The sequence below is a fragment of the Bradyrhizobium sp. AUGA SZCCT0176 genome (assembly GCF_018130145.1).
Classification (GTDB): Bacteria; Pseudomonadota; Alphaproteobacteria; order Rhizobiales; family Xanthobacteraceae; genus Bradyrhizobium.
The window spans coordinates 31,788-53,858 of the sequence record NZ_JAFCMB010000004.1 but is presented as its reverse complement, the minus strand read 5'-3'; the positions used below and the strand labels follow the sequence as shown (position 1 = coordinate 53,858).

The 22,071-nt window shown below is 63.3% G+C and carries 20 protein-coding genes; 13 read left to right on the top strand and 7 right to left on the bottom strand.

The genetic code is table 11. The features are described from left to right. Positions 1 to 87: 87 nt before the first annotated feature. On the top strand, positions 88 to 3,594 hold the full coding sequence (gene dnaE / locus JQ600_RS11505; RefSeq protein WP_212388891.1) for a DNA polymerase III subunit alpha: 3,507 nt from the start codon (positions 88 to 90) through the stop codon (positions 3,592 to 3,594). Positions 3,595 to 3,605: 11 nt separating this feature from the next. Here dnaE and JQ600_RS11500 read toward each other — a convergent pair whose 3' ends face one another. From JQ600_RS11500 to JQ600_RS11475, 6 genes are read right to left on the bottom strand one after another with little or no spacing between them, the layout of a single operon-like run. Beyond that, on the bottom strand, positions 3,606 to 3,767 hold the full coding sequence (locus JQ600_RS11500; RefSeq protein WP_212388889.1) for a hypothetical protein: 162 nt from the start codon (positions 3,765 to 3,767) through the stop codon (positions 3,606 to 3,608). Between the two features lie 41 nt (positions 3,768 to 3,808). Further along, positions 3,809 to 4,954, bottom strand: a complete 1,146-nt coding sequence (locus tag JQ600_RS11495; protein ID WP_212262395.1) for an acyl-CoA dehydrogenase family protein — start codon at positions 4,952 to 4,954, stop codon at positions 3,809 to 3,811. A 12-nt stretch (positions 4,955 to 4,966) separates the two neighbouring features. Continuing rightward, positions 4,967 to 5,794 (bottom strand): SDR family NAD(P)-dependent oxidoreductase, encoded by an 828-nt coding sequence (locus JQ600_RS11490; protein ID WP_212388888.1) that lies wholly within the window; start codon positions 5,792 to 5,794, stop codon positions 4,967 to 4,969. A 13-nt stretch (positions 5,795 to 5,807) separates the two neighbouring features. Then, the gene (locus JQ600_RS11485; protein ID WP_212388887.1) at positions 5,808 to 6,224 is read right to left on the bottom strand and encodes a MaoC family dehydratase; all 417 of its coding nucleotides are present in this window, start codon (positions 6,222 to 6,224) and stop codon (positions 5,808 to 5,810) included. After that, positions 6,221 to 6,676: a MaoC family dehydratase N-terminal domain-containing protein gene (locus JQ600_RS11480; RefSeq protein WP_212388886.1), complete on the bottom strand. Its 456-nt coding sequence runs from the start codon at positions 6,674 to 6,676 to the stop codon at positions 6,221 to 6,223. Before JQ600_RS11480 ends, JQ600_RS11485 begins: the two co-directional genes overlap by 4 nt. Before the next feature lie 9 nt (positions 6,677 to 6,685). Continuing rightward, positions 6,686 to 7,870 carry a lipid-transfer protein gene (locus JQ600_RS11475; protein WP_212388884.1) on the bottom strand — a complete coding sequence of 395 codons (1,185 nt, stop codon included), beginning with the start codon at positions 7,868 to 7,870 and terminating at the stop codon, positions 6,686 to 6,688. On the opposite strand from JQ600_RS11475, the gene JQ600_RS11470 reads away from it, so the two are divergent. The 3 genes from JQ600_RS11470 (at position 7,864) to JQ600_RS11460 (ending at position 10,846) form a co-directional block, all read left to right on the top strand. Beyond that, entirely contained in the window at positions 7,864 to 8,661 is a 798-nt protein-coding gene (locus JQ600_RS11470; RefSeq protein WP_249135840.1) for a TetR/AcrR family transcriptional regulator, read from the top strand. The genes JQ600_RS11475 and JQ600_RS11470 overlap by 7 nt on opposite strands. After that, positions 8,658 to 10,214, top strand: a complete 1,557-nt coding sequence (locus tag JQ600_RS11465; RefSeq protein WP_212388882.1) for a long-chain-fatty-acid--CoA ligase — start codon at positions 8,658 to 8,660, stop codon at positions 10,212 to 10,214. The genes JQ600_RS11470 and JQ600_RS11465 overlap by 4 nt, the downstream gene beginning before the upstream one ends. A gap of 212 nt (positions 10,215 to 10,426) precedes the next feature. Beyond that, positions 10,427 to 10,846, top strand: a complete 420-nt coding sequence (locus tag JQ600_RS11460; RefSeq protein WP_192733411.1) for a CBS domain-containing protein — start codon at positions 10,427 to 10,429, stop codon at positions 10,844 to 10,846. 89 nt (positions 10,847 to 10,935) lie between these two features. On the opposite strand, the gene JQ600_RS11455 is transcribed toward JQ600_RS11460, so the two are convergent. Then, a complete protein-coding gene (locus JQ600_RS11455; protein WP_212388880.1) occupies positions 10,936 to 11,403 on the bottom strand; it encodes an aminoacyl-tRNA deacylase in 468 nt (155 codons plus the stop codon). A gap of 385 nt (positions 11,404 to 11,788) precedes the next feature. On the opposite strand from JQ600_RS11455, the gene JQ600_RS11450 reads away from it, so the two are divergent. The 9 genes from JQ600_RS11450 to bamA all read left to right on the top strand — a co-directional run bounded on the left by JQ600_RS11450 (position 11,789) and on the right by bamA (position 22,071). Next, the gene (locus tag JQ600_RS11450) at positions 11,789 to 12,787 is read left to right on the top strand and encodes a 30S ribosomal protein S2 (protein ID WP_192733409.1); all 999 of its coding nucleotides are present in this window, start codon (positions 11,789 to 11,791) and stop codon (positions 12,785 to 12,787) included. 128 nt (positions 12,788 to 12,915) lie between these two features. Further along, entirely contained in the window at positions 12,916 to 13,842 is a 927-nt protein-coding gene (gene tsf, locus JQ600_RS11445) for a translation elongation factor Ts (RefSeq protein ID WP_212262381.1), read from the top strand. A gap of 70 nt (positions 13,843 to 13,912) precedes the next feature. Beyond that, positions 13,913 to 14,629, top strand: a complete 717-nt coding sequence (gene pyrH / locus JQ600_RS11440) for a UMP kinase (protein WP_212262379.1) — start codon at positions 13,913 to 13,915, stop codon at positions 14,627 to 14,629. A gap of 71 nt (positions 14,630 to 14,700) precedes the next feature. Beyond that, positions 14,701 to 15,264 (top strand): ribosome recycling factor, encoded by a 564-nt coding sequence (gene frr / locus JQ600_RS11435; RefSeq protein ID WP_212001459.1) that lies wholly within the window; start codon positions 14,701 to 14,703, stop codon positions 15,262 to 15,264. 57 nt (positions 15,265 to 15,321) lie between these two features. After that, entirely contained in the window at positions 15,322 to 16,077 is a 756-nt protein-coding gene (locus JQ600_RS11430) for an isoprenyl transferase (RefSeq protein ID WP_192733405.1), read from the top strand. Next, the gene (locus JQ600_RS11425) at positions 16,074 to 16,922 is read left to right on the top strand and encodes a phosphatidate cytidylyltransferase (protein ID WP_212388878.1); all 849 of its coding nucleotides are present in this window, start codon (positions 16,074 to 16,076) and stop codon (positions 16,920 to 16,922) included. The genes JQ600_RS11430 and JQ600_RS11425 overlap by 4 nt, the downstream gene beginning before the upstream one ends. 4 nt (positions 16,923 to 16,926) lie before the next feature. Further along, a complete protein-coding gene (dxr, locus tag JQ600_RS11420) occupies positions 16,927 to 18,150 on the top strand; it encodes a 1-deoxy-D-xylulose-5-phosphate reductoisomerase (RefSeq protein WP_212388876.1) in 1,224 nt (407 codons plus the stop codon). A gap of 43 nt (positions 18,151 to 18,193) precedes the next feature. Then, positions 18,194 to 19,345, top strand: a complete 1,152-nt coding sequence (gene rseP / locus JQ600_RS11415; RefSeq protein ID WP_212262373.1) for an RIP metalloprotease RseP — start codon at positions 18,194 to 18,196, stop codon at positions 19,343 to 19,345. A 173-nt stretch (positions 19,346 to 19,518) separates the two neighbouring features. Beyond that, a complete protein-coding gene (gene bamA, locus JQ600_RS11410) occupies positions 19,519 to 22,071 on the top strand; it encodes an outer membrane protein assembly factor BamA (RefSeq protein WP_212388873.1) in 2,553 nt (850 codons plus the stop codon).

The window sequence follows — 22,071 nt, the reverse complement described above, 5'->3', positions numbered from 1 at the left end:
TTGGAGTTGGCGAGTCGGCGCCCGGGGAAGTTTCTCGGAGAGCCTGACGATCGCTCCCATCCACGATGCAAGAGCCCTCAAAGCGACATGTCCAACGCCGGATTCGTTCATCTCCACGTTCATTCGGCCTATTCGCTGCTGAAGGGTTCGATCAAGATCGCCAAGCTCGGCGAGCTTGCCAAAGCCGACCGCCAGCCGGCGCTGGCGCTGACTGATACCGACAACATGTTCGGGGCGCTGGAATTCTCCGACAAGATGGCGGGCTATGGCATCCAGCCGATCGTCGGGTTGGAACTCGCGATCGATTTCGGCGACCAGGATCCCAACGCGCGCAATGCGCTTGCCACCGCACCTGCGCGAATCGTGCTGCTGGCGGCGCGCGAGCGCGGCTATCGCAGCCTGATGCACCTGAACTCGCGGGCGTTCCAGGAGACGCCGGTTCACCAATCCCCGCATATCAAGCTCGAATGGCTTGAAGGCTACTCGGAGGACCTGATCGCGTTGACCGGCGGCCCCGAGGGGCCGATCTCGCTGGCGCTGCACGGCGATCATTCAGCGCTGGCGGCGACGCGCTGCGACCGGCTGACCAGCCTGTTCGGCGACCGCCTCTATATTGAATTGCAGCGCCACGGCATCGACAAGGAGCGCCGTGTCGAATCGGGCCTGATCGATCTCGCCTATGCCAAGGGCCTGCCGCTGGTCGCGACCAACGAGCCGTATTTCGCGAGCTCTGACGACTACGAAGCCCATGACGCGCTGCTCTGCATCGCCGGCGGCCGCCTGATCGCCGAGACCGACCGCGAACAGCTGACGCCGGATCACCGCTTCAAAACCCGCGCCGAAATGGCGGTCCTGTTCGCCGACATTCCGGAGGCCTTGGCTTCCACCGTCGAGATCGCCGAACGCTGCTCGTTCCGGCCGATGACGCGCAAGCCGATTTTGCCGCGCTTTACGGTTGGCGCGGGATCGGGATCCGATGCGGTAGGCGAAGAGGCTGCCGAACTGAAGCGTCAGGCCGAGGAGGGGCTTGCCAGGCGCCTTTCGGTGCATGGCCTGTCGCAGGGCACCTCGGAGGAGGATTACCGGAAGCGGCTGGCGTTCGAGATCGACGTCATCAACCGCATGAACTATGCGGGCTACTTCCTGATCGTTTCCGACTTCATCAAATGGGCCAAGGACAACGACATTCCGGTGGGGCCGGGCCGCGGCTCGGGCGCGGGATCGCTGGTGGCCTATGCGCTGACCATCACCGACCTCGATCCGCTTCGGTTTGGCCTGCTGTTCGAGCGCTTCCTCAATCCCGAACGCGTCTCGATGCCGGACTTCGACATCGACTTCTGCCAGGACCGCCGCGGCGAGGTCATCGACTACGTGCAGCAGCGCTACGGCCGCGATCAGGTGGCGCAGATCATCACCTTCGGAACGCTGCAGGCGAGAGGCGTGCTGCGCGACGTCGGCCGCGTGCTGCAGATGCCTTACGGGCAGGTCGACAAACTGACCAAATTGGTGCCGCAGAATCCCGCAGCTCCGGTAACGCTGGCCGCGGCGATCGAGAGTGAACCAAAACTGCAAGCGTTCCGCGACGAAGACCCCGTCGTGGCGCGCGCCTTCGATATCGCGCAGCGCCTGGAAGGTTTGACCCGTCACGCTTCGACGCACGCCGCCGGCATCGTGATCGGCGATCGCCCCTTGAGCGAACTGGTGCCGCTCTATCGCGATCCCAAATCCGACATGCCGGTCACCCAGTTCAACATGAAATGGGTCGAGCCCGCCGGCCTCGTGAAGTTCGACTTTCTCGGCCTGAAGACGCTGACCGTGCTCGACGTCGCGGTCAAACTGCTCAGGCAGCGCAATATCCAGGTCGATCTGGCGACGCTGCCGATCGAAGACGCGGCAAGCTACCAGATGCTGGCGAAGGGCGATGTGGTCGGCGTGTTCCAGGTGGAAAGCCAGGGCATGCGGCGCGCGCTGGTCGATATGCGGCCCGACCGCTTTGAGGACATCATCGCGCTGGTGGCGCTCTATCGCCCTGGCCCGATGGCTAACATCCCGACCTATTGCGCGCGCAAGCACGGTGACGAGGAGCCGGAATATCTGCATCCGATCCTGGAGCCGATCCTGAAGGAAACTTTTGGCGTCATCATCTACCAGGAACAGGTGATGCAGATCGCCCAGGTGATGGCCGGCTATTCGCTCGGCGACGCCGACCTGCTGCGCCGGGCGATGGGCAAGAAGATCCGTGCCGAAATGGAGAAGCAGCGCTCGATCTTCGTGGCCGGCTCGGTCAAGAACGGCGTGCCGAAAGGGCAGGCCGATACGATCTTCGAACTCTTGGCAAAGTTCGCCGACTACGGCTTCAACAAGAGCCACGCCGCGGCTTACGCGCTGGTGTCGTATCACACCGCCTATATGAAGGCGCACTATCCGGTCGAGTTCCTGGCCGCGTCGATGACGCTCGAACTCAACAACACCGACAAGCTCAGCGAGTTTCGCGCCGAGGCGCAGCGGCTCGGTATCAAGGTCGAGGCGCCCAATATCAACCGCTCGGGTGCGACCTTCGAGGTTGGCGAAAACACCATCTATTATGCGCTGGCAGCGCTGAAGGGCGTCGGCCCGCAGGCGGTCGAACTGATCGTGGAAGAACGGCGCAAAGGGCTGTTCACCTCGCTCGCCGATTTCGCCGCGCGCGTTAATCCGCGCGCCATCAACAAGCGCGTCATCGAAAGCCTGGCGGCCGCCGGCGCTTTCGACACGATCGATTCAAACCGCGCGCGGGTATTTGGCGGCGCGGAGGCTATTCTGGCCGCCTGCCAGCGCAGCCACGAGGCGTCGACGATCGGGCAGAACGACATGTTCGGCGGCGCCGCGGATGCTCCGACCATCATGCTGCCGCAGGTCGAACCGTGGTTGCCGGCCGATCGGCTGCGGCGCGAATACGACGCCATCGGCTTCTTCCTGTCGGGCCATCCGCTCGACGACTATGCCATGGTGTTGAAGCGGCTGCGCGTGCAGTCCTGGGCGGAATTCTCGCGCGCGGTCAAAACCGGCGCGACCGCCGGCAAGGTCGCGGCCACTGTCGTCTCGCGCATGGAGCGGCGGACCAAGACCGGCAACAAGATGGGCATCATGGGCCTGTCCGACCCGACCGGCCATTTCGAAGCGGTGCTGTTCTCCGAAGGCCTCGCGCAATATCGCGACGTGCTGGAGCCGGGGGCTGCCGTGTTGCTGCAGCTCGGCGCCGAACTGCAGGGCGAGGACGTGCGGGCAAGGGTGCTGCATGCCGAGCCGCTGGATGACGCGGCGGCCAAAACCCAGAAGGGTTTGCGGATTTTCGTCCGCGACACCAAGCCGCTGGATTCGATCGCACGACGGCTGAACATGCCGGAGCCGGTCGTGCCCGGCGCGCCAAAGGGCCTGCCGGCGAAACCGGCGCCCGCGCCGGTGGGGGGCGCCGACGGCGACGTCTCGCTGGTGATCATGCTCGACCTCGAAACCGAGGTCGAGATGAAGCTTCCCGGTCGCTTCAAGGTCTCGCCGCAGATCGCCGGCGCGATCAAGGCGGTGTCGGGCGTGGTGGATGTGCAGACGCTTTAGCGGGCTGGGCGCTATTCCTGCTCGATATCTTCGAGGCGGACGCCGCGCCCTGATTGCAGGCTGTTGCGGGCCCGCTCGATGCGCTGCAGAAATCGCGGATCGTTTTCGAGCCGATCGTCTTTGACCTCGGAGAGTGCAACTTCCTTGCCGGTCTTGCGAACTGCGCGAGCCATGTCTCGGCCTCCAATTTAGCCACGTCTCGGCATTATACCCGCTACAGCGACCGCGCGATCAACAGCTTCATGATCTCGTTGGTGCCGCCGTAGATCTTCTGGATCCGCGCGTCGACGAACATCCGCGAGATCGGATATTCCTCCATGTAGCCGTAGCCGCCGTGGAGTTGCAGGCATTCATCCGCGGTCTCCACCTGCTTCTGGGAGCACCACCATTTCGCCATCGAGGCGGTGACCGTGTCGAGATCGCCGGCGACCAGGCGTTCGACGCACCAGTCGACGAAGACGCGCGCGATGACAGCTTCGGTCTTGCGCTCGGCCAGCTTGAAAGCGGTGTTCTGGAATTCGATGATCGGCTTGCCGAAGGCCTTGCGTTCCCTGGTGTAGTCGGCGGTCAACTTGATCGCGCGCTCCATCGACGCCACGGCGCCGACGGCAAGCGAGAGGCGCTCCTGCGGCAATTGCTGCATCAGCTGCACGAAGCCGTTGCCTTCCTCGCTGCCCAGCAGGTTTTCCGGCGGCGCCACCGCATTGTCGAAGAATAATTCCGACGTGTCGGAGGCGTGCAGGCCGATCTTGTCGAGGTTGCGGCCGCGGCGGAAACCTTCATTGCCTTCGGCTTCCAGGACGATCAACGAGATTCCCTTGGCGCCGGGCTCGCCGGTGCGCGCGACCACGATGATCAGGTCCGCAGCCTGGCCGTTCGTAATGAAAGTCTTCTGGCCGTTGATGACGTAATTGTTGCCCTGCTTTTTGGCCGTCGTCCGTACGGCCTGCAAATCGGAGCCCGTGCCCGGTTCGGTCATGGCGATAGCGCCGACGAACTCGCCGCTGGCCATTTTCGGCAACCAGCGTTGTTTCTGTTCCTCGGACCCGTAGTTCAAAATGTAATGCGCGACGATGGCGCTATGCACCGAGTACCCGGTCGTTACTTCCGGTACCACGGTTTCGAGATCCTCGATCACGGCAGCTTCATAGGCGAAGCTGGCACCCAACCCGCCATAGGCTTCCGGGATACTCGGGAGCAGGGCGCCCATCTCGCCCAGCGCCCGCCAGGCCGAGCGATCGACCATCTTCTGATCGCGCCAGATCTCCGCATGCGGCGCCAGGTCCTTGGCGAGGAACTTGCGAAACTGATCGCGAAAAGCGTCCAGCTCCTCCGTCATCCAGGATGATCGATATTGCATTGGATCCCCGCGCTAGATGATGAGGCCGCCACCGCAGACGACGACTTGCCCACTGATGTAGTTCGATTCCGGGCTGCAGAACAGATAGACCGCATCGGCGGCTTCTTCCGGCGTGCCGCCGCGTCCGAGTGGAATCATTTTCGCCATCGCGTCGAGCATCTGGGGCTGGACCCCCACCTTGATGTCACGGCCGGCGACGTCGATGGTCTTCTGCTGGGTTTCGATCGGTTGGGTCAGGCGCGTATTGATCAGGCCGAAGGCCACGCAATTGACGTTCACCTTGTAGCGTCCCCATTCCTTGCAAAGCGTGCGCGTCAGCCCGATCAGCGACGCCTTGGCCGACGAATAGCTGGCCTGGCCTGCGTTACCGTAAAGGCCGGCGATTGAGGAGATGTTGACCACCTTGCGAAACACTTCGCGGCCGGCTTCGGCCTCTTTCTTTGCCATGATCCGGATCGGCTCGGAGGCGGCGCGCAGCAGACGGAACGGTGCGACCAGGTGGACGTCAAGCATGGCCTGGAACTGCTCGTCGGTCATCTTCTGGATCGTCGAGTCCCAGGTATAACCGGCGTTGTTGATGATGATGTCGAGGCCGCCGAATGTTTCCATGGCTGCGCCGACGAAACGGTCGGAGAAGCCGGATTCGGAAACGCTGCCGTTGATCGCGATGGCTTCGCCGCCGCCATCGCGGATTTCCGCGGCGACGGCGTCGCCCGGCGCGGCATCGAGATCGTTGACCACGACCCTCGCGCCCTCGCTGGCGAGTTTCAGCGCGATCGCGCGGCCGATGCCTCGCCCCGATCCCGTGATCAGCGCGACTTTTCCCTTGAGCTTGGTCATGTGTGCTTCCTGTTCAGAGCGCGATAACGGCTTCACCGGCGAGCTTGAGATCGCCGTTTTCGTCCTTGGTCGTCAGCGCCAGCTTCGCGCATCGCTCGCCATCATGTTCGACGAGTTCGGAAACATGTCCCTCGCAGGTCAGGCGTGCACCGAGCTGCGTGATTGCGACGAAGCGCGTCGAGAACATGCGAAGCCGCGGGGGAGGGACCGCATCGGTCAGCGCCTGGCCGAGATAGCCCATGACCAGCATGCCGTGGGTAAAGACATCCGGATATCCGGCGGCCTTGGCGAAATCCAGGTCGACATGGATCGGATTGTGGTCGCCCGAGGCGCCGCAATAGAGCACCAGCGTGTGGCGGCTGATCGGCGGAAACACCTTGTGCACGATGCGGTCGCCTATCGCGGGCTGAGTTTTCACAGGCTTGCTCATGCGGTTTTGGGATTGAGCACCACCACGGTGCGCGAGACGTCCGCGACGTGGGTGCCGTTCTGATTGGTGACTTTGGTTTCGATGCCGACCAGCGTCATCGCGCCACCCTTTTTGTCGGCGACGCTGACGATGCGCGGCTGGAACTTAAGCGTGTCGCCGACCACCACGGGTGCCCGGTACGTAAAGCGCTGTTCGCCATGCAGCAGGCGCCCGATGTCTACGCCGATGACGGTGATGAACTCGAAGGCCTGTTCCGCGTCCATCATCTCAAGGCAGAACAGATAGGTCGGCGGCACCGGCGTCGCGGCATAGCCGGCGGCCTGCGCGGCCTTGACATCGCCATAGACCGGATTGGTCTCGCCGAGCGTCTCGCGGAAATAACGCAGGCGTCCGGGCTCGACATGCGCGGTGACAGGCGAAAGGCTGTGCCCGATGAGGGAGGGGGCAATCATATCCGGGCCTCAGACGCGTTCGTAGAGTGTGACGACGCAGGCGCCGCCGAGGCCGAGATTGTGCTGCAGGGCGCGCCTTGCGCCGTCCACTTGTCGTGCTTCCGCCGAACCGCGCAACTGATGCGTGAGCTCGTAGCATTGCGCCAGACCGGTTGCGCCGAGCGGGTGCCCCTTGGACAGCAGCCCGCCGGACGGATTGGTCACGGTCTTGCCGCCATAGGTGTTGTTGCCGTCGTCGATGAAGCGCTCCGCGCCGCCGTCAGGGCACAGGCCGAGGGCCTCATAGGTGATCAGCTCATTGTGCGCGAAGCAATCGTGCAGCTCGACGACGTCGAGATCGCCAGGACCGATGCCGGCGGCCTCGTAAACCTTGTTCGCCGCGGCGCGCGTCATGTCGAAGCCCACCACCTGCATCATGTCGCCGGCCTTGAAGGTGGAGGGCGTATCGGTGGTCATCGCCTGCGCCGCGATCCGGACGTCCTTGCGGAGGCCGTGCTTGCTGGCGAATTTCTCCGAGACCAATACTGCCGCCGCACCCCCGCAGGTTGGCGGGCAGGCCATCAGCCGCGTCATCACGCCGGGCCAGATCACCTGGTCGTTCATGACGTCGTCAGCGCTGACTTCCTTGCGGAACAGCGCCAGCGGATTGTTCTTGGCATGCCGGCTCGCCTTGGCGCGCACCTTGGCGAACGAGGTCAGCGGCGTGCCGTATTTCTTCATGTGGCTGAGACCGGCGCCGCCGAAATAACGCAGCGCCAGCGGAACGCCTTGCGCGTCGACCAATTTGTCGGCCGCGGCGTCGAACTCGTCGAACGCGCTCGGCCGGTCGGTGAAAACAGCGCCGAGCGCGCCGGGCTTCATCTGCTCGAAACCGAGCGCCAGCACGCAATCGAGCGCGCCTGATTCAATCGCCTGCCGCGCCATGAACAGCGCGGTCGAACCGGTCGAGCAGTTGTTGTTGACGTTGATGATGGGGATGCCGGTCATGCCGACCTGGTAGAGCGCGCGCTGCCCGCAGGTTGAATCGCCGTAGACATAGCCGGCATAGGCCTGCTGGATCATCTCGTAGCCGACGCCGGCGTCAGCCAGCGCGAGCCTGGTCGCTTCCGCGCCCATCACCGGGTAGGGCGCGCTCGCGCCCGGCTTGACGAAGGGGATCATGCCGACGCCGGCAACATAGACGCTGGATGTCATGGTGCGCTCCCTTTATTACCCATTGGACTTTTTATTACTCATGGGTAATATACGGGCCGACGGAGCCCGTCAATGCAGAGCAGGCAATTATCAGGATGGATGCGCAGTCACCCGAAACCAATCTATCGCCATGGATGCCGTTCGAAAGCCGCCGCCGCGCGCGCGACGAGAAACGCGAAGCCGTGCTGCGTACCGCGGTGCGGCTGTTTCTCGAGCAGGGCTATCACCGCGTCACGCTGAACGATGTCGCCGAGCGGCTGAACATCACCAAGCCGGCGCTGTACAATTATTTCCGCAGCAAGGACGAGATCCTGTTCGAATGCTGGGCGTTGGGGCAGGAAATCGTCGACGAGTTCATTGCTGAAATCGACAATGGCGGCGGCAATGCGCTCGCCAAGCTGCGCAAGCTGATCCAGGCTTATGCCGAGCAGATGACGACTGATTCCGGCGCCAGTCTGGTGCGGTTCGATGCGCGCGACCTGACCGCGGAAAACCAGAAGATCGTCCGCGCCGCCAAGAAGCGCATCGACCGGACCTTTCGCAAGTACCTCGCCGACGGCGTCGCCGACGGTTCGATCAAGCCGTGCGACCCGAAGCTCGCGGCTTTTGCGATCGCAGGTTCACTGAACTGGATCGGTCACTGGTATCAGCGCGCCGGCGCGTGGTCGGCGGAAGCCGTCGCCAGCCGGTTCGCGGCTCAACTCACCGAAGGGCTGGCAAACGACCGGCCAAGCAAACGCGGCCCGGGAACACCAAAGAAAAGCCGGCCGGCAAAGGGAGGACGGAAATGAACATCACGCACGGCCTGCGGCGCGCGCTGCAGATCAATCCGAACGGGCTTGCCATCGTCTGTGGCGACCGCAAGAAAAGCTGGCGCGAGGTCGGCGACCGCGTGGCGCGGCTTGCCGCCGGCATCCGGGCCCTCGGCGCGCAAGCCGGCGACCGGGTCGCGATCCTGTCGCTCAATTCCGACCGCTATCTCGAGCTTTATCTTGCCGCCGGCTGGTCCGGCACCGTGATCGTGCCGCTCAACATCCGCTGGAGCCCGCTGGAGAACGAGGACGCCATGCGCGACTGCCGCGCCGGCATCCTGTTCGTCGACAAGGCCTTTGCTGCGGTCGGCGCGACGCTCGCTCAGGCGATCCCGGGCCTCAAGCTGATCTATGCCGATGATGGGGACGCCCCCGCCGGCATGGAGGGGTATGAGGCGTTGATCGCGCGCAGCGCGCCGATGCAGGATGCGATGCGCAAAAGCGAGGATCTCGCCGGCATCTTCTATACCGGCGGCACCACCGGACGCTCCAAGGGCGTGATGCTCAGCCACGGCAATCTGATGGTCAATGCGCTGAACGCGCTCGGCGAAGGCCTGTGGCCGAGCAGCACGGTCTACCTGCACGCTGCGCCGATGTTCCACCTTGCCAATGGGGCGGCTATGTATTCGGTGCTGCTGAGCGGTGGCTCCAACGTCATCATCCAGAGTTTTACGCCCGACGGCGTCGCCGGCGCGATGCAACGCGATCGCGTGACCGACGTGCTGCTGGTGCCGACCATGATCCAGATGTTCGTCGATCATCCCAAACTCGGCGAGTACGACCTGTCGTCGCTGACGGGTATCGCCTATGGCGCCTCCGTCATCAGCGATGCCGTGCTCAGCCGCGCCATGAAGGCATTGCCGAACGTGCAGTTCACGCAAGCCTATGGCATGACGGAATTGTCGCCGATCGCGACGATACTGCACTGGAAGGAGCATGTCGGCGATGGCCGCACCAAGGGGCGGCATCGCGGCGCCGGCCGCGCCACGCTCGGCTGCGAGGTCAAGATCGTCGATGCCGATGACAAGGTGGTGCCCACGGGCACGGTCGGCGAGATCGCGGTGCGCGGCGACAATGTGATGATGGGCTATTGGGAGCGGCCCGAGGAAACCGCCAAGGCGGTGATCGACGGCTGGATGCACACCGGCGACGGCGGCTACATGGATGACGACGGCTTCGTCTACGTGGTCGACCGCGTCAAGGATATGATCATCTCCGGCGGCGAGAACGTCTATTCGGCCGAGGTCGAGAACGCGCTGGCGCAGCATCCGTCGGTGGCGCAATGCGCCGTGATCGGTATTCCGAGTGAGCGCTGGGGCGAGCAGGTTCACGCCATTGTCGTTCCCAAGCCTGGCGCGAGGGTAACCCCCGACGAGTTGATGGATTTCTGCAAGACGCTGATCGCAGGTTACAAATGCCCGCGCAGTGTCGGGGTCACGGAGACCCCGCTGCCATTGTCCGGCGCCGGCAAGATCCTGAAGCGTGAGTTGCGCAAGCCGTATTGGGAAAACCGCCAGCGCATGGTGAGCTGAGGCCGGCGTCTGTGCGCCGGCCCGCCATTCGAGACTGGCGAGGCATCCTGGATTGATGGACGTGCTGCCGGCGAGGGCTTTCCCTGCATTGCGGAGTTGTCATCGCATTTTTTTGCGATGCTGTCCGATCCGATCCGTCGTATAGTCGAGCCAGGGGGAACTGTTCTGCATCACGGGGATACCACCTGAAATCGCAGCAACGGAGGTCCGCCATGAAAGTCAAAGACGCGATGCACAAGGGCGTCGACTGGGTCAGCCCCGACACGCCTGTCACCGAAATCGCAAAGCTGATGCGAGCGCATGATATCGGCTGCATTCCGATCGGGGAGGACGATCAGCTGATCGGAATGGTGACCGATCGCGACATCGTCTGCAAAGGACTTGCTGGCAACGGCTTCGATGCCAGCCGGGCCAAGGCGCGCGACGTGATGACCGAAGGTATCCACTGCTGCCGGGAGGACGATGACCTCGCCAAGGCGGTGCATCACATGGAAACGCTGAAAGTCCGCAGGTTGCCGGTGATCAACAAAAGCAAGCGGATGGTCGGCATGATCAGCCTGGGTGACATCAGCCATTCAACGTCCGGCGACGTGGTGTCCGGGTACGTCAAGAGCGTTTCAGCCCATCACTGAAGCACGGCGACGCCTCGCGACGCGGCTGTTCAACGGCGAACGCGCGCGATGGCGTTGCTTGAGGTCGCTCGACCGGCGCTCGAGCGGCCTCAATCGTGCGTTGTGAAGTGGCCATGCCAGGCCTTCGCGGTCAATCGTGCGAACTGCTCGCGGTCCAGACGGATGAGTGTAGCGTGGTCGCCACCCTCCATGTAGATCTCGCTCTGCGCATCGATGCTGTCGTCGACGATGACATCGAGCCCAAAGCATTCGCCAACCGGCGGTACGGCCCCGCGCTCGCAGTCGCCAAACAGCTTCGCGACCTCCTCTTCGCTCGCCAGATCAACCTTGTGGCCGAGCTGCATTTTCAAGGCCGGCAAATGGAGATGGCGGGAAGCCGGAAGGATCGCCATCATGTAGCCGTCCTCACGGCGAAGGACGACGCCTTTGGCCAGCGCGTCGCCCGGCACATGGCAAGCCTCGGCCGTGCGCGTCGACGACATGGTGCGGGCATGAGGGATCAATTCGTAGGTGACGGTCTGGTCCAGGTAGTTCTGCAGGGTCGGGGAGACGGTCATAACGGTTCCTCCATTGCAACGCGCAATCCGGACATCGGGAGGAACTCGCGTCGTCGCCTCACGATGCGGGCGCTTGCGAATTGGGTGAAGGTTACGCCTGCCGGAAGCCGGCGACAATGCGAATCGTTCTCACCATCCCGGCCGAGATAGGGTCTCCGCGGGGGTTTTCGGCGGATTAGGGCCCCGAATGCCCGCATTTATGGGCCTGGACCGGGCCAGCTGGCGACAAAAACCGGCCGTATTTCCTTGCTTCTGGCTGGAATCCGGCTATATACCGCGCCATCTCACACGGAAGCATGGCTCTCAAAGGCCGTCCGGTGGCAGCCGGGCCATAAGGCTCGTCTGCTCACACGCTTCCGGAGGAACCAACCGGAGAAGTATTACCATGGCGCTACCCGATTTTTCTATGCGTCAGCTGCTTGAAGCTGGCGTTCACTTTGGCCACCAATCGCACCGCTGGAATCCCAAGATGGCGGATTTCATCTTCGGTGCCCGCAACAACATCCACATCATCGACCTCGCGCAGACCGTGCCGTTGCTGCACACCGCGTTGAAGGCGGTCAGCGACACCGTCGCCAAGGGCGGCCGTATCCTGTTCGTCGGTACCAAGCGACAGGCGCAGGACGGCGTTGCCGAGGCCGCCAAGCGGTCGGCGCAGTATTTCGTCAATTCGCGCTGGCTCGGCGGTACGCTGACCAACTGGAAGACCATTTCCGGTTCGATCAAGCGGCTGCGTCATCTCGATGAAGTGCTCAATTCCGGCGATGCCAACGCCTACACCAAGAAGGAACGGCTGACGCTGCAGCGCGAGCGCGACAAGCTCGACCGTTCGCTCGGCGGCATCAAGGACATGGGCGGGCTTCCCGACATGATCTTCGTGATCGACACCAACAAGGAAGACATCGCGATCCAGGAAGCGCAGCGGCTCAACATTCCCGTCGCCGCGATCGTCGACACCAATTCCGATCCCAAGGGCATCACCTATGTGGTGCCGGGCAATGACGACGCCGGCCGCGCCATTTCGCTGTATTGCGATCTGGTGGCCCGCGCCGCCATCGACGGCATCTCGCGCGCCCAGGGCGACCACGGCATCGACATCGGCGCTTCCGCGCAGCCGGTCCGTGAGGAAATCCCGGCTGCTCCGCAGCCGGCCGGCTTCCAGGGTCTGGCGGGCCCCCGTGGCACCGCCGACAACCTCAAGAAGCTCACCGGCGTGTCGGGTGCGATCGAGAAGAAGTTCAACGATCTCGGTATCTTCCACTATTGGCAGCTGGCCGAATTGGATCACGATACCGCGCACAAGATCGGCGAAGAGGTCGGACTTCCGAGCCGCGCCGATGGCTGGGTTGCCCAGGCCAAGGCGATGACCGCGGAAGCGGAATAATTGTAACGCCGCGTGGCCGGCCTTCCGGCCACCGGTTTGATTTCCCTGTTACGGCATTCCTGTAGCTGATGGCGGCACGGCGCAAGGCGCGCCGCGCTCGTGGCTAACAGGCAGAAGGACATTCAACGATGGCAACGATCACTGCGGCGATGGTCAAGGAACTGCGCGAGTCGACCGGCGCAGGCATGATGGACTGCAAGGCTGCGCTCACCGAAACCGCGGGCAATATGCAGGAAGCGCAGGATTGGCTGCGCAAGAAGGGCTTGTCCAAGGCCGCGAAGAAGGCCGGCCGTGTCGCTGCGGAAGGCCTGATCGGCGCGATGATTTCGGGCAATAAGGGCGTCGTCGTCGAAGTCAATTCGGAGACCGATTTCGTCGCCCGCAACGAGCAGTTCCAGGGCCTCGTCAAGATGGTCGCGCAGGTCGCGCTTCGCGTCGGTGCCGACGTCGAAACAATCAAGGCTGCGAAGATCGGCGACTTCACCGTCGAGACCGCGATTTCGGACGCGATCGCCACCATCGGCGAGAACATGACGCTGCGCCGTGCGGCTTTGCTCGAGGTCGCCAATGGCGTGGTGGCGAGCTACATCCACGGCGCTGTCATCGACAACGCCGGCAAGATGGGCGTGCTGGTGGCGCTCGAATCGACCGGCAAGACCGATGAGCTCGCGGCGCTCGGCCGCCAGCTCGCGATGCACGTCGCCGCGACCAATCCGCAGGCGCTCGATCCGTCCGGCCTCGACCCGGAAACCGTGAAGCGGGAAAAGGACGTGCTGGCCGACAAGTATCGCCAGCAGGGCAAGCCTGAGAACGTGATCGAGAAGATCGTCGAGTCCGGTCTGAAGACCTACTACAAGGAAGTCTGTCTGCTGGAGCAGGCGTTCATCCACGACGAAAAGGGCAAATCGGTCGCGCAGGCGGTGAAGGAAGCCGAAGGCAAGATCGGAGCGCCCGTTAAGATCGCCGGATTTGTGCGCTATGCTCTCGGCGAGGGAATCGAAAAGCAGGAATCCGACTTCGCAGCCGAAGTCGCGGCGGCCAGCGGCAAGAAGTAACCGCGGTCGACAATCTTCCGGCGCCGTTGCGCCGGAGGACGCCTGCGCGGAATGAAGGAAGCGATTCGCTATGGCAGAGCCGGTCTATCGTCGCGTCGTGATTAAGATCTCGGGCGAATATCTCGCCGGCAGCCAGTCCTTCGGCATCGACCAGCCTACCGTGGACCGTATCGCCGACGATTTGATCGCCGCGCGCCAGCTCGGGGTTGAGGTGGCGGTGGTGGTCGGCGGCGGCAACATCGTTCGCGGCGTCGAAGTATCCTCGCGTGGCGTGTCACGCCCGACCGGCGACACCATGGGCATGCTCGCCACCATGATGAACTGCCTTGCGCTCGAGGCGGCCATCGAACGCAAGGGGACGCCGGCACGAACCCTGTCGGCGTTCGTGATGCCCGAGATTTCCGAACTATTCACCCGCAGTGCGACGCACAAATATCTCGCCGAGGGCCGTATCGTCCTGCTCGGCGGCGGAACCGGCAATCCGTTTTTCACCACCGACACCACAGCGGTGTTGCGGGCGGCCGAGATCGGGGCGCAGGCGGTGCTGAAGGCCACCAATGTCGATGGTGTCTATAGCGCCGATCCCAAAAAGGACCCGTCGGCCAAGCGTTTCGACCGCCTGACGCATTCGCAGGCCATCGAAGGTGGCTACAAGGTGATGGACGCGACCGCTTTCGCGCTTGCCCGCGAGACTGCGCTGCCTATCATCGTATTCTCGGTTGCCGAGCCCGGTTCGATAGGTGCGATCCTGCGCGGTACCGGCCACGGCACGGTTGTCGCCGGCTGACCGGCCCGCGCCACGTCGAACCGCTGGAATGATGATGCCGGCGGATGGTTTTCTGAGGAGGGGAGAGCGTTATGCCCACACCTGGTTTTGACATCAACGAATTGAAGCGCCGCATGCAGGGCGCCACCCAGGCGCTCAAGCATGAACTGGGCGGTTTGCGCACCGGTCGTGCGGCCGCGTCCATGCTGGAGCCGGTGCAGGTCGATGCCTACGGCACGCACATGCCGCTCAATCAGCTCGCAACCGTCAGCGTGCCCGAGCCGCGGCTGCTTTCCGTCCAGGTTTGGGACAAATCGATGGTCAAGGCCGTGGAGAAGGCGATCGTCGACTCCAACCTCGGCCTGAGCCCCGCGACCGAAGGGCAGGTGCTGCGCCTGCGGATTCCGGAACTCAACGAGGAACGCCGCAAGGAACTGGTCAAAGTCGCGCATAAATACGCCGAAGCGGCCAAGGTTGCGGTCCGGCACGTCCGCCGCGACGGGCTCGATACGGTCAAGAAGCTGGAGAAGAACCACGAAATCTCCGAGGACGACCAGGAGCGCCTGGCCAATGACGTGCAAAAGGCGACCGACGGGATGATTTCCGAGATCGATCAATTGCTGGCGGCGAAGGAAAAGGAAATCCTTACCGTTTAAGGCCTTAAGATCGAAACTTGAGACCGCGACTTTGCGACTGGTCCTGGAACTTTAACGATGCCGAATGCCGCCGCCCCCGCAACCGAAGGACCGGATCGAACCGGTCCCTTGCACGTGGCGATCATCATGGACGGCAACGGGCGCTGGGCGGCCGCGCGGGGATTGCCGCGCGCGGAGGGCCATCGCCGCGGCGTCGAGGCGCTGCGCCGCGTGGTTCGTGCGGCCCATGAACTCGGTGTGGTCTACCTGACGATCTTCTCGTTCAGCTCTGAGAACTGGTCGCGACCGGCGACCGAAATCGGCGACCTGTTCGGATTGCTGCGCCGCTTCATCCGCAACGATCTGGCGACGCTGCACCGCGACGGGGTGAGGGTGCGGGTGATCGGCGAGCGCGAGGGACTGGAGCCGGACATCTGCGCGCTCCTGAACGAGGCCGAGGAACTGACGCGCGCCAACACCAAGCTCAATCTCGTCGTCGCGTTCAATTACGGGTCGCGCCAGGAAATCGCCAACGCGGTGCAACGGCTGGCGCGCGAAGTAGCTGAAGGCAAGCGCGATCCCGCATCGATCGACACCGACACGCTCGGCCAATATCTCGACGCGCCCGATATTCCCGATCCCGACCTGATCATCCGCACCAGCGGCGAGCAGCGGTTGTCGAACTTCCTGATGTGGCAGGCGGCCTACAGCGAACTCGTCTTCGTGCCGATCCACTGGCCGGATTTCGACAAGGCGGCGCTTGAAAGCGCGATCGCAGAATATGCCAGACGGGAGCGCCGTTTCGGCGGTCTGGCCGCGAAAACCGGATCGTGACCGAGGGCAAGGCCGCGCCGGCGGCCGCTGCCGAACAGGATACGCGCAACCTCTCGACGCGCATCGTTGCAGCCGCCGTGCTGATCCCGCTCGCCGTCGCCATCGCCTATGCCGGCGGCTGGTTTTGGGCCGTGCTGGTGACGTTGGCGGCGATCGGCCTTTATGTCGAATGGCTGATGGTGGTGGGCCGCGCGGCTGACAAACGCGTGGTCGTGTCGGGCGTTGCCGCGCTCGCATTGGCCGGGCTTTGTCTCGCCATCGGGCGGATCGATGCTGCGCTCGCGGTGCTGGCTGTCGGCCTGGTGGCGGTCGCCCTGATCACGCCGGCGCAGCGAAACTGGAGCGCTGCGGGATTTTGCTATGCGGCGGTGGCGGAGGTCGCGTCTGTCCTGCTGCGGCTTGATCCCGTGAAGGGCTTTATCGCGCTGATCTTCGTGCTGGTCATCGTTTGGGTAACCGATAGCGGCGGTTACTTCGCCGGCCGCGGCATCGGCGGCCCAAAACTCTGGCCGCGCGTCAGCCCCAAAAAGACCTGGGCCGGCGCCATTGGCGGCTTTGTCGCAAGTCTTGCGGTGGCCTGTATATTCGCGGTGCTGGATCTCGGGAAAATCGGACCGCTGTTGATGATATCAGGTGTTCTTTCGGTGGTTTCTCAACTCGGCGATCTGTTCGAATCCGCGGTCAAACGGCGCTTTGGCGTCAAGGATTCCAGCCAGATCATTCCCGGCCATGGCGGGCTGTTGGATCGCCTGGATGGATTTGTTGCAGCTGTCGCGATGGCGGCGCTGATTGGTTTCCTCCGGGGCGGCGCCGATGGCGTCGGCCGCGGACTTATGATTTGGTGAAAAAATGAGCGCGGTTCCATTGCGTAATAACAAGGCCGCGGCATCCGCCGCGCGCACCGTCACAGTGCTGGGCGCCACCGGTTCCATCGGCGACAGCACCATGGATTTGCTGCGCGGCGACCGCGCCCGCTACCAGGTCGAGGCGCTGACCGCCAATGGCAATGTCGAGGGGCTCGCCAAACTCGCACGCGAATTCGGCGCGCGCTTTGCAGCGGTCGCCGACCCCACCAAGCTCGGCGCATTGAAGGAAGCGCTGGCCGGCACGCGGACCGAATGCGGCGCCGGCGAAAGCGCGATCATCGAGGCCGCGGCGCGCCCGGCCGACTGGGTGATGGCCGCCGTCAGCGGCGCCGCCGGGCTGAAGCCGGCACTCGCCGCGGTCGATCGCGGGGCGTCGGTCGCGCTCGCAAACAAGGAATGCCTGGTCTGCGCCGGCGATTTCTTCATGCAGCGCGCCGCCAAGGCAGGCGCCTGCATTCTGCCTGCGGATTCCGAGCATAATGCGCTGTTTCAAGCGCTCAGCTCCGGCAACCGCGAGGAGCTTGTGCGCGTGATCATCACCGCGTCGGGCGGGCCGTTCCGCACCTGGACCTCTACCGACATCGAGCAGGCGACGCTGGCGCAGGCGCTGAAGCATCCGAACTGGAGCATGGGCCAGAAGATCACCATCGATTCGGCGTCGATGATGAACAAGGGGCTCGAAGTGATCGAGGCGTCGTATCTGTTCGCGCTGAGGCCCGACGAGATCGATGTGCTCGTACATCCGCAGTCGATCATCCACGGCATGGTCGAATTCTCCGACCGTTCGGTGGTGGCCCAGCTCGGCGCGCCTGACATGCGCATCCCGATCGCCCATTGCCTCGGCTGGCCCGATCGAATCGTCGGTCCCTCGGCCCGGCTGGATCTCGCCAAAATCGGTCAGCTGACCTTCGAGGCACCGGATTTCGAGCGATTTCCCGGCTTGCGGCTGGCCTACGATGCGCTGCGCGCCAGCGGCGGTTTGACCACGGTGTTCAACGCCGCCAATGAGGTGGCGGTGGCGGCCTTCATTGCCGGAAAGATCAGATTCGGCGCGATCGCACGGCTTGTCGAGGCGACCATGAACGACTGGGTCCGCTCCGGAAACCTGGCGCCATTGAGCTCAGCGGATGATGCGATTTCCGTTGACCATAATGCGCGAAATAAAGCTGCCTCCCTATTGCCTCAAATTGCCTTAAAGGCATCCTAGAGGGTTGGGGGCGCAGCCTTAGGCTCGCGTCGAGGGGAATCGAATGACTGAGTTTTTTCTACATAGTTTCAATACGTTGAGCAGTGGGCTCATCGGCTACATCATTCCCTTCCTGTTCGTCCTGACCATCGTTGTTTTCTTCCACGAACTCGGCCACTTCCTGGTCGCCCGCTGGTGCGGCGTGAAGGTGTTGACGTTCTCGCTCGGTTTCGGGCCGGAGCTTGCAGGGTTCAACGACCGCCACGGCACCCGCTGGAAGATATCGGCGATCCCGCTCGGCGGTTACGTCAAGTTCTTCGGTGACGACAGCGAAGCCTCCACGCCCTCGACCGAGGCGCTCGCCAGCATGAGCGCGGAAGAGCAGGCGGGCAGCTTCCACCACAAGAAAGTCGGTCCGCGCGCGGCCATCGTTGCCGCCGGACCGATCGCGAATTTCATCCTGGCGATCGTGATCTTCACCTGCTTGTTCACCTTCTTCGGCAAGCCGAGCACGACCGCGCGCGTCGACAAGATCGAAGCCAACAGCGCCGCTGCGAAAGCGGGCTTTCAGGTCGGCGACATCGTCACCGCGATCGACGGCAAGACCATCGGCAGCTTCTCCGACATGCAGCGCGTCGTTGGCGTCAATGCCGGCGTTCAGCTGAACTTCACCATCAAGCGCGGCGATGCCACGCTGCAAGTGAAGGGCACGCCGGAGCAGCGCGAAGTAAAGGATCCGTTCGGCAACGCCCACCGGCTCGGCGTTTTGGGCATTACCCGCGCGACCGCGCCGGGCGATGTCGTGACCGAACGCGTCGATCCGGCAACCGCGATGTGGCTGGGCGTCAAGGAAACCTGGTTCGTGATCGATCGCACGCTGGCCTATATCGGCGGCGTCTTTACCGGCCGGGAAGCCGCCGACCAGGTCGGTGGCCCGATTCGGATTGCCCAGATTTCGGGGCAGGTGGCCACCATCGGCCTTACCGCGCTGGTGCACCTGGCAGCCGTGCTGTCGATCTCGATCGGCCTGCTGAACCTGTTCCCGGTTCCGCTGCTCGATGGCGGTCATCTTTTGTTCTATGCCGTGGAGGCGGTCCGAGGACGCCCGCTGTCGAACCGGGCTCAGGAGATGGGGTTCCGAATCGGATTGGGTTTGGTGCTGATGCTGATGGTGTTTGCGACCTATAACGACATCCTGCATCTGGCGGCATCGTGAAGCGGCTTTTTTGTGGCGTTGCCCATCGGCAACGTCTTGGAATGAAAATGGAATCGCGGGGCGATGTTCCGTTTGCCGCCTTGGGGAAATTGGCTACAAGACATGCAGAAAATGGGAATCTGCCGGTTCGTAGGGGTGCGGACCAGCACAAGAATGACAAGGGCGCTTGGCGCATGATGTTTGGAATGCGAGTGCGGGGGGGCTTGTTGGCCGCCTCGATCATGTTCGCCGTGCCAGTTGCTGCCGCGCTAGCGGCGGTGCTTGTTTCGGCGCCGGCTGCTGCCCAGACGGTGGCTTCGATCGCCGTGGAGGGGAATCGGCGCGTCGAAATCGAGACCATTCGCTCCTATTTCAAGCCGGGACCCGGCGGCCGCCTCGGGCAGGCCCAAATCGATGACGGCCTGAAGGCGCTGATCGAAACCGGCCTGTTCCAGGACGTGCGAATCAATCAGGCCGGCGGCCGGATCATCGTGGTCGTGGTCGAAAACGCTGTCATCGGGCGCATTGCCTTCGAGGGCAACAAGAAGGTCAAGGACGACCAGCTCTCGTCCGAAATCCAGTCCAAGCCGCGCGGCACTTTCTCCCGCCCGATGGTTCAGTCGGACGCCCAGCGTATCGCTGAAATCTACCGCCGCTCGGGCCGCTATGACGTGAGCGTCACCCCGGAAATCATTGACCAGCCGAACAACCGCGTCGACCTGATCTTCACGATCAACGAAGGCGGCAAGACCGGCGTCAAGAACATCGAATTCATCGGCAACCGGTTCTATTCGTCCTACCGGTTGAAGGATGTCATCAAGACGCGCGAATCCAACCTCTTGAGCTTCCTCGGCGGCGCCGACGTCTACGATCCGGACCGGGTCGAGGCCGACCGTGACCTGATCCGCCGCTTCTATCTCAAGAACGGCTTTGCCGACGTGCAAGTGGTGGCCGCGCTGTCCGAATACGATCCGGAGCGCAAAGGCTTCCTCGTCACCTTCAAGATCGAGGAAGGCCAGCAATACCGCGTCGCGACCGTCGACTTCCAGACCAGCATCGCGACCCTCGATGTGAACTCGATGCGCAGCTACTCGCGTGTCGGCGTCGGGTCGCTCTACAACGCCGAGGCGCTCGAAAAGTCCGTCGAGGAAATGCAGATCGAAGCCTCGCGGCGCGGCTATGCCTTCGCCATCGTGCGTCCGCGCGGCGATCGCAATTTCGAACAGCACACCGTCTCGATCGTGTTCTCGATCGATGAAGGCCCGCGAACCTATATCGAGCGCATCAATGTCCGCGGCAACACCAGGACCCGCGACTACGTGATTCGCCGCGAATTCGACCTTTCGGAAGGCGACGCCTACAACCGTGCGCTGGTCGATCGTGCCGAGCGCCGGCTGAAGAATCTCGACTTCTTCAAGAGCGTGAAGGTTGTCACCGAGCCCGGCTCATCGAGCGACCGTGTGATCCTGATCGTCGATCTGGAAGAGAAGTCGACCGGCGACTTCTCGGTGTCGGGCGGCTATTCGACCACCGACGGCGCGCTCGCCGAGGTCAGTATTTCGGAACGCAATTTCCTCGGCCGCGGCCTGTACGCGAAGGCGTCGGTGACCTATGGCCAATACGCACGCGGTTACTCGCTGTCGTTCGTCGAGCCCTATCTGCTGGACTATCGCGTCGCGCTCGGCCTCGACCTGTTCCAGCGCGAGCAACTGGCCAACAGCTACATCTCGTACGGGACCAAGACGCTGGGCTTCAGCCCGCGGCTCGGCTTCACCCTGCGTGAAGATTTGGCCTTGCAGTTGCGCTATTCGATCTATCAGCAGCAAATCTCGCTGCCGAGCTCGCTGTCGAACTGTAACAACAACCCGAACAACGGATTGCTGGCGTTCAATCCGTCGCCGGCCTGGGTGAATCTGAACGGCGCGCCGGCCGCGACCGCACTGGGCGCTACCGATGCCTCGGGCGTCGGTCTGTGGTGCTACAGCGACGGCGAAGCTTCGCTGCCGGTCCGCAAGGAGCTGCAGAGCGGCAGGACCCTGACCTCGTCGGTCGGCTATTCGCTGAACTACAACACGCTGGACAACAACAAGAATCCGACTACGGGCTTGCTGATCGATTGGAAGCAGGACTTCGCCGGCCTCGGTGGCGATGTCTCCTACGTCAAGTCCGCGATCGATGCGAAGTACTACACACCGCTGGTCGCCGACATCGTCGGCCTGCTCCGCTTCCAGGGCGGCATGCTCAACCAGGTCGGCAACGACCAGCTGCGCATGCTCGATCACTTCCAGATGGGTCCGAACCTGGTCCGCGGATTTGCGCCGAACGGTATCGGACCGCGTGACATCAACCCCTACGGTACGGGTGATGCGCTCGGCGGCACCAAATATTGGGGCGCGTCGGCGGAATTGCAGATGCCGTTCTGGTTCCTGCCGAAGGAAGTCGGGCTAAAAGGCGCGATCTATGCCGACGCCGGCGGCCTGTTTGACTATAAGGGGTCGACCGCATGGGCACAGACCGGTGAAGTCAACGTTCCTGGTTGCGTGAAGCCGACGACCAACCCGGCAACGCCGGGCACCTGCCTCGGCCTGCAGTATGACGAAGGCAATGTCGTCCGCAGCTCGGTCGGTGTCGGCTTGATCTGGGCGTCGCCGTTCGGTCCGCTGCGCTTCGACTATGCGATTCCGATCACCAAGGGTAAGAATGACCGCGTGCAGGAATTCAGGTTCGGCGGCGGTACATCGTTCTAA

What these genes read in the sequence shown, in the direction of transcription:
- JQ600_RS11430 (WP_192733405.1), top strand. Translation starts at nt 15,322, where the DNA reads ATGCCGAATGCCGCCGCCCCCGCAACCGAAGGACCGGATCGAACCGGT.
- bamA (WP_212388873.1), top strand. Translation starts at nt 19,519, where the DNA reads ATGATGTTTGGAATGCGAGTGCGGGGGGGCTTGTTGGCCGCCTCGATC.
- dnaE (WP_212388891.1), top strand. Translation starts at nt 88, where the DNA reads ATGTCCAACGCCGGATTCGTTCATCTCCACGTTCATTCGGCCTATTCG.
- pyrH (WP_212262379.1), top strand. Translation starts at nt 13,913, where the DNA reads ATGGCAGAGCCGGTCTATCGTCGCGTCGTGATTAAGATCTCGGGCGAA.
- dxr (WP_212388876.1), top strand. Translation starts at nt 16,927, where the DNA reads ATGAGCGCGGTTCCATTGCGTAATAACAAGGCCGCGGCATCCGCCGCG.
- JQ600_RS11470 (WP_249135840.1), top strand. Translation starts at nt 7,864, where the DNA reads ATGTCATGGTGCGCTCCCTTTATTACCCATTGGACTTTTTATTACTCA.
- JQ600_RS11500 (WP_212388889.1), bottom strand. Translation starts at nt 3,767, where the DNA reads ATGGCTCGCGCAGTTCGCAAGACCGGCAAGGAAGTTGCACTCTCCGAG.
- JQ600_RS11450 (WP_192733409.1), top strand. Translation starts at nt 11,789, where the DNA reads ATGGCGCTACCCGATTTTTCTATGCGTCAGCTGCTTGAAGCTGGCGTT.
- JQ600_RS11480 (WP_212388886.1), bottom strand. Translation starts at nt 6,676, where the DNA reads ATGATTGCCCCCTCCCTCATCGGGCACAGCCTTTCGCCTGTCACCGCG.
- JQ600_RS11465 (WP_212388882.1), top strand. Translation starts at nt 8,658, where the DNA reads ATGAACATCACGCACGGCCTGCGGCGCGCGCTGCAGATCAATCCGAAC.
- rseP (WP_212262373.1), top strand. Translation starts at nt 18,194, where the DNA reads ATGACTGAGTTTTTTCTACATAGTTTCAATACGTTGAGCAGTGGGCTC.
- tsf (WP_212262381.1), top strand. Translation starts at nt 12,916, where the DNA reads ATGGCAACGATCACTGCGGCGATGGTCAAGGAACTGCGCGAGTCGACC.
- JQ600_RS11485 (WP_212388887.1), bottom strand. Translation starts at nt 6,224, where the DNA reads ATGAGCAAGCCTGTGAAAACTCAGCCCGCGATAGGCGACCGCATCGTG.
- JQ600_RS11460 (WP_192733411.1), top strand. Translation starts at nt 10,427, where the DNA reads ATGAAAGTCAAAGACGCGATGCACAAGGGCGTCGACTGGGTCAGCCCC.
- JQ600_RS11495 (WP_212262395.1), bottom strand. Translation starts at nt 4,954, where the DNA reads ATGCAATATCGATCATCCTGGATGACGGAGGAGCTGGACGCTTTTCGC.
- JQ600_RS11455 (WP_212388880.1), bottom strand. Translation starts at nt 11,403, where the DNA reads ATGACCGTCTCCCCGACCCTGCAGAACTACCTGGACCAGACCGTCACC.
- JQ600_RS11475 (WP_212388884.1), bottom strand. Translation starts at nt 7,870, where the DNA reads ATGACATCCAGCGTCTATGTTGCCGGCGTCGGCATGATCCCCTTCGTC.
- JQ600_RS11490 (WP_212388888.1), bottom strand. Translation starts at nt 5,794, where the DNA reads ATGACCAAGCTCAAGGGAAAAGTCGCGCTGATCACGGGATCGGGGCGA.
- frr (WP_212001459.1), top strand. Translation starts at nt 14,701, where the DNA reads ATGCCCACACCTGGTTTTGACATCAACGAATTGAAGCGCCGCATGCAG.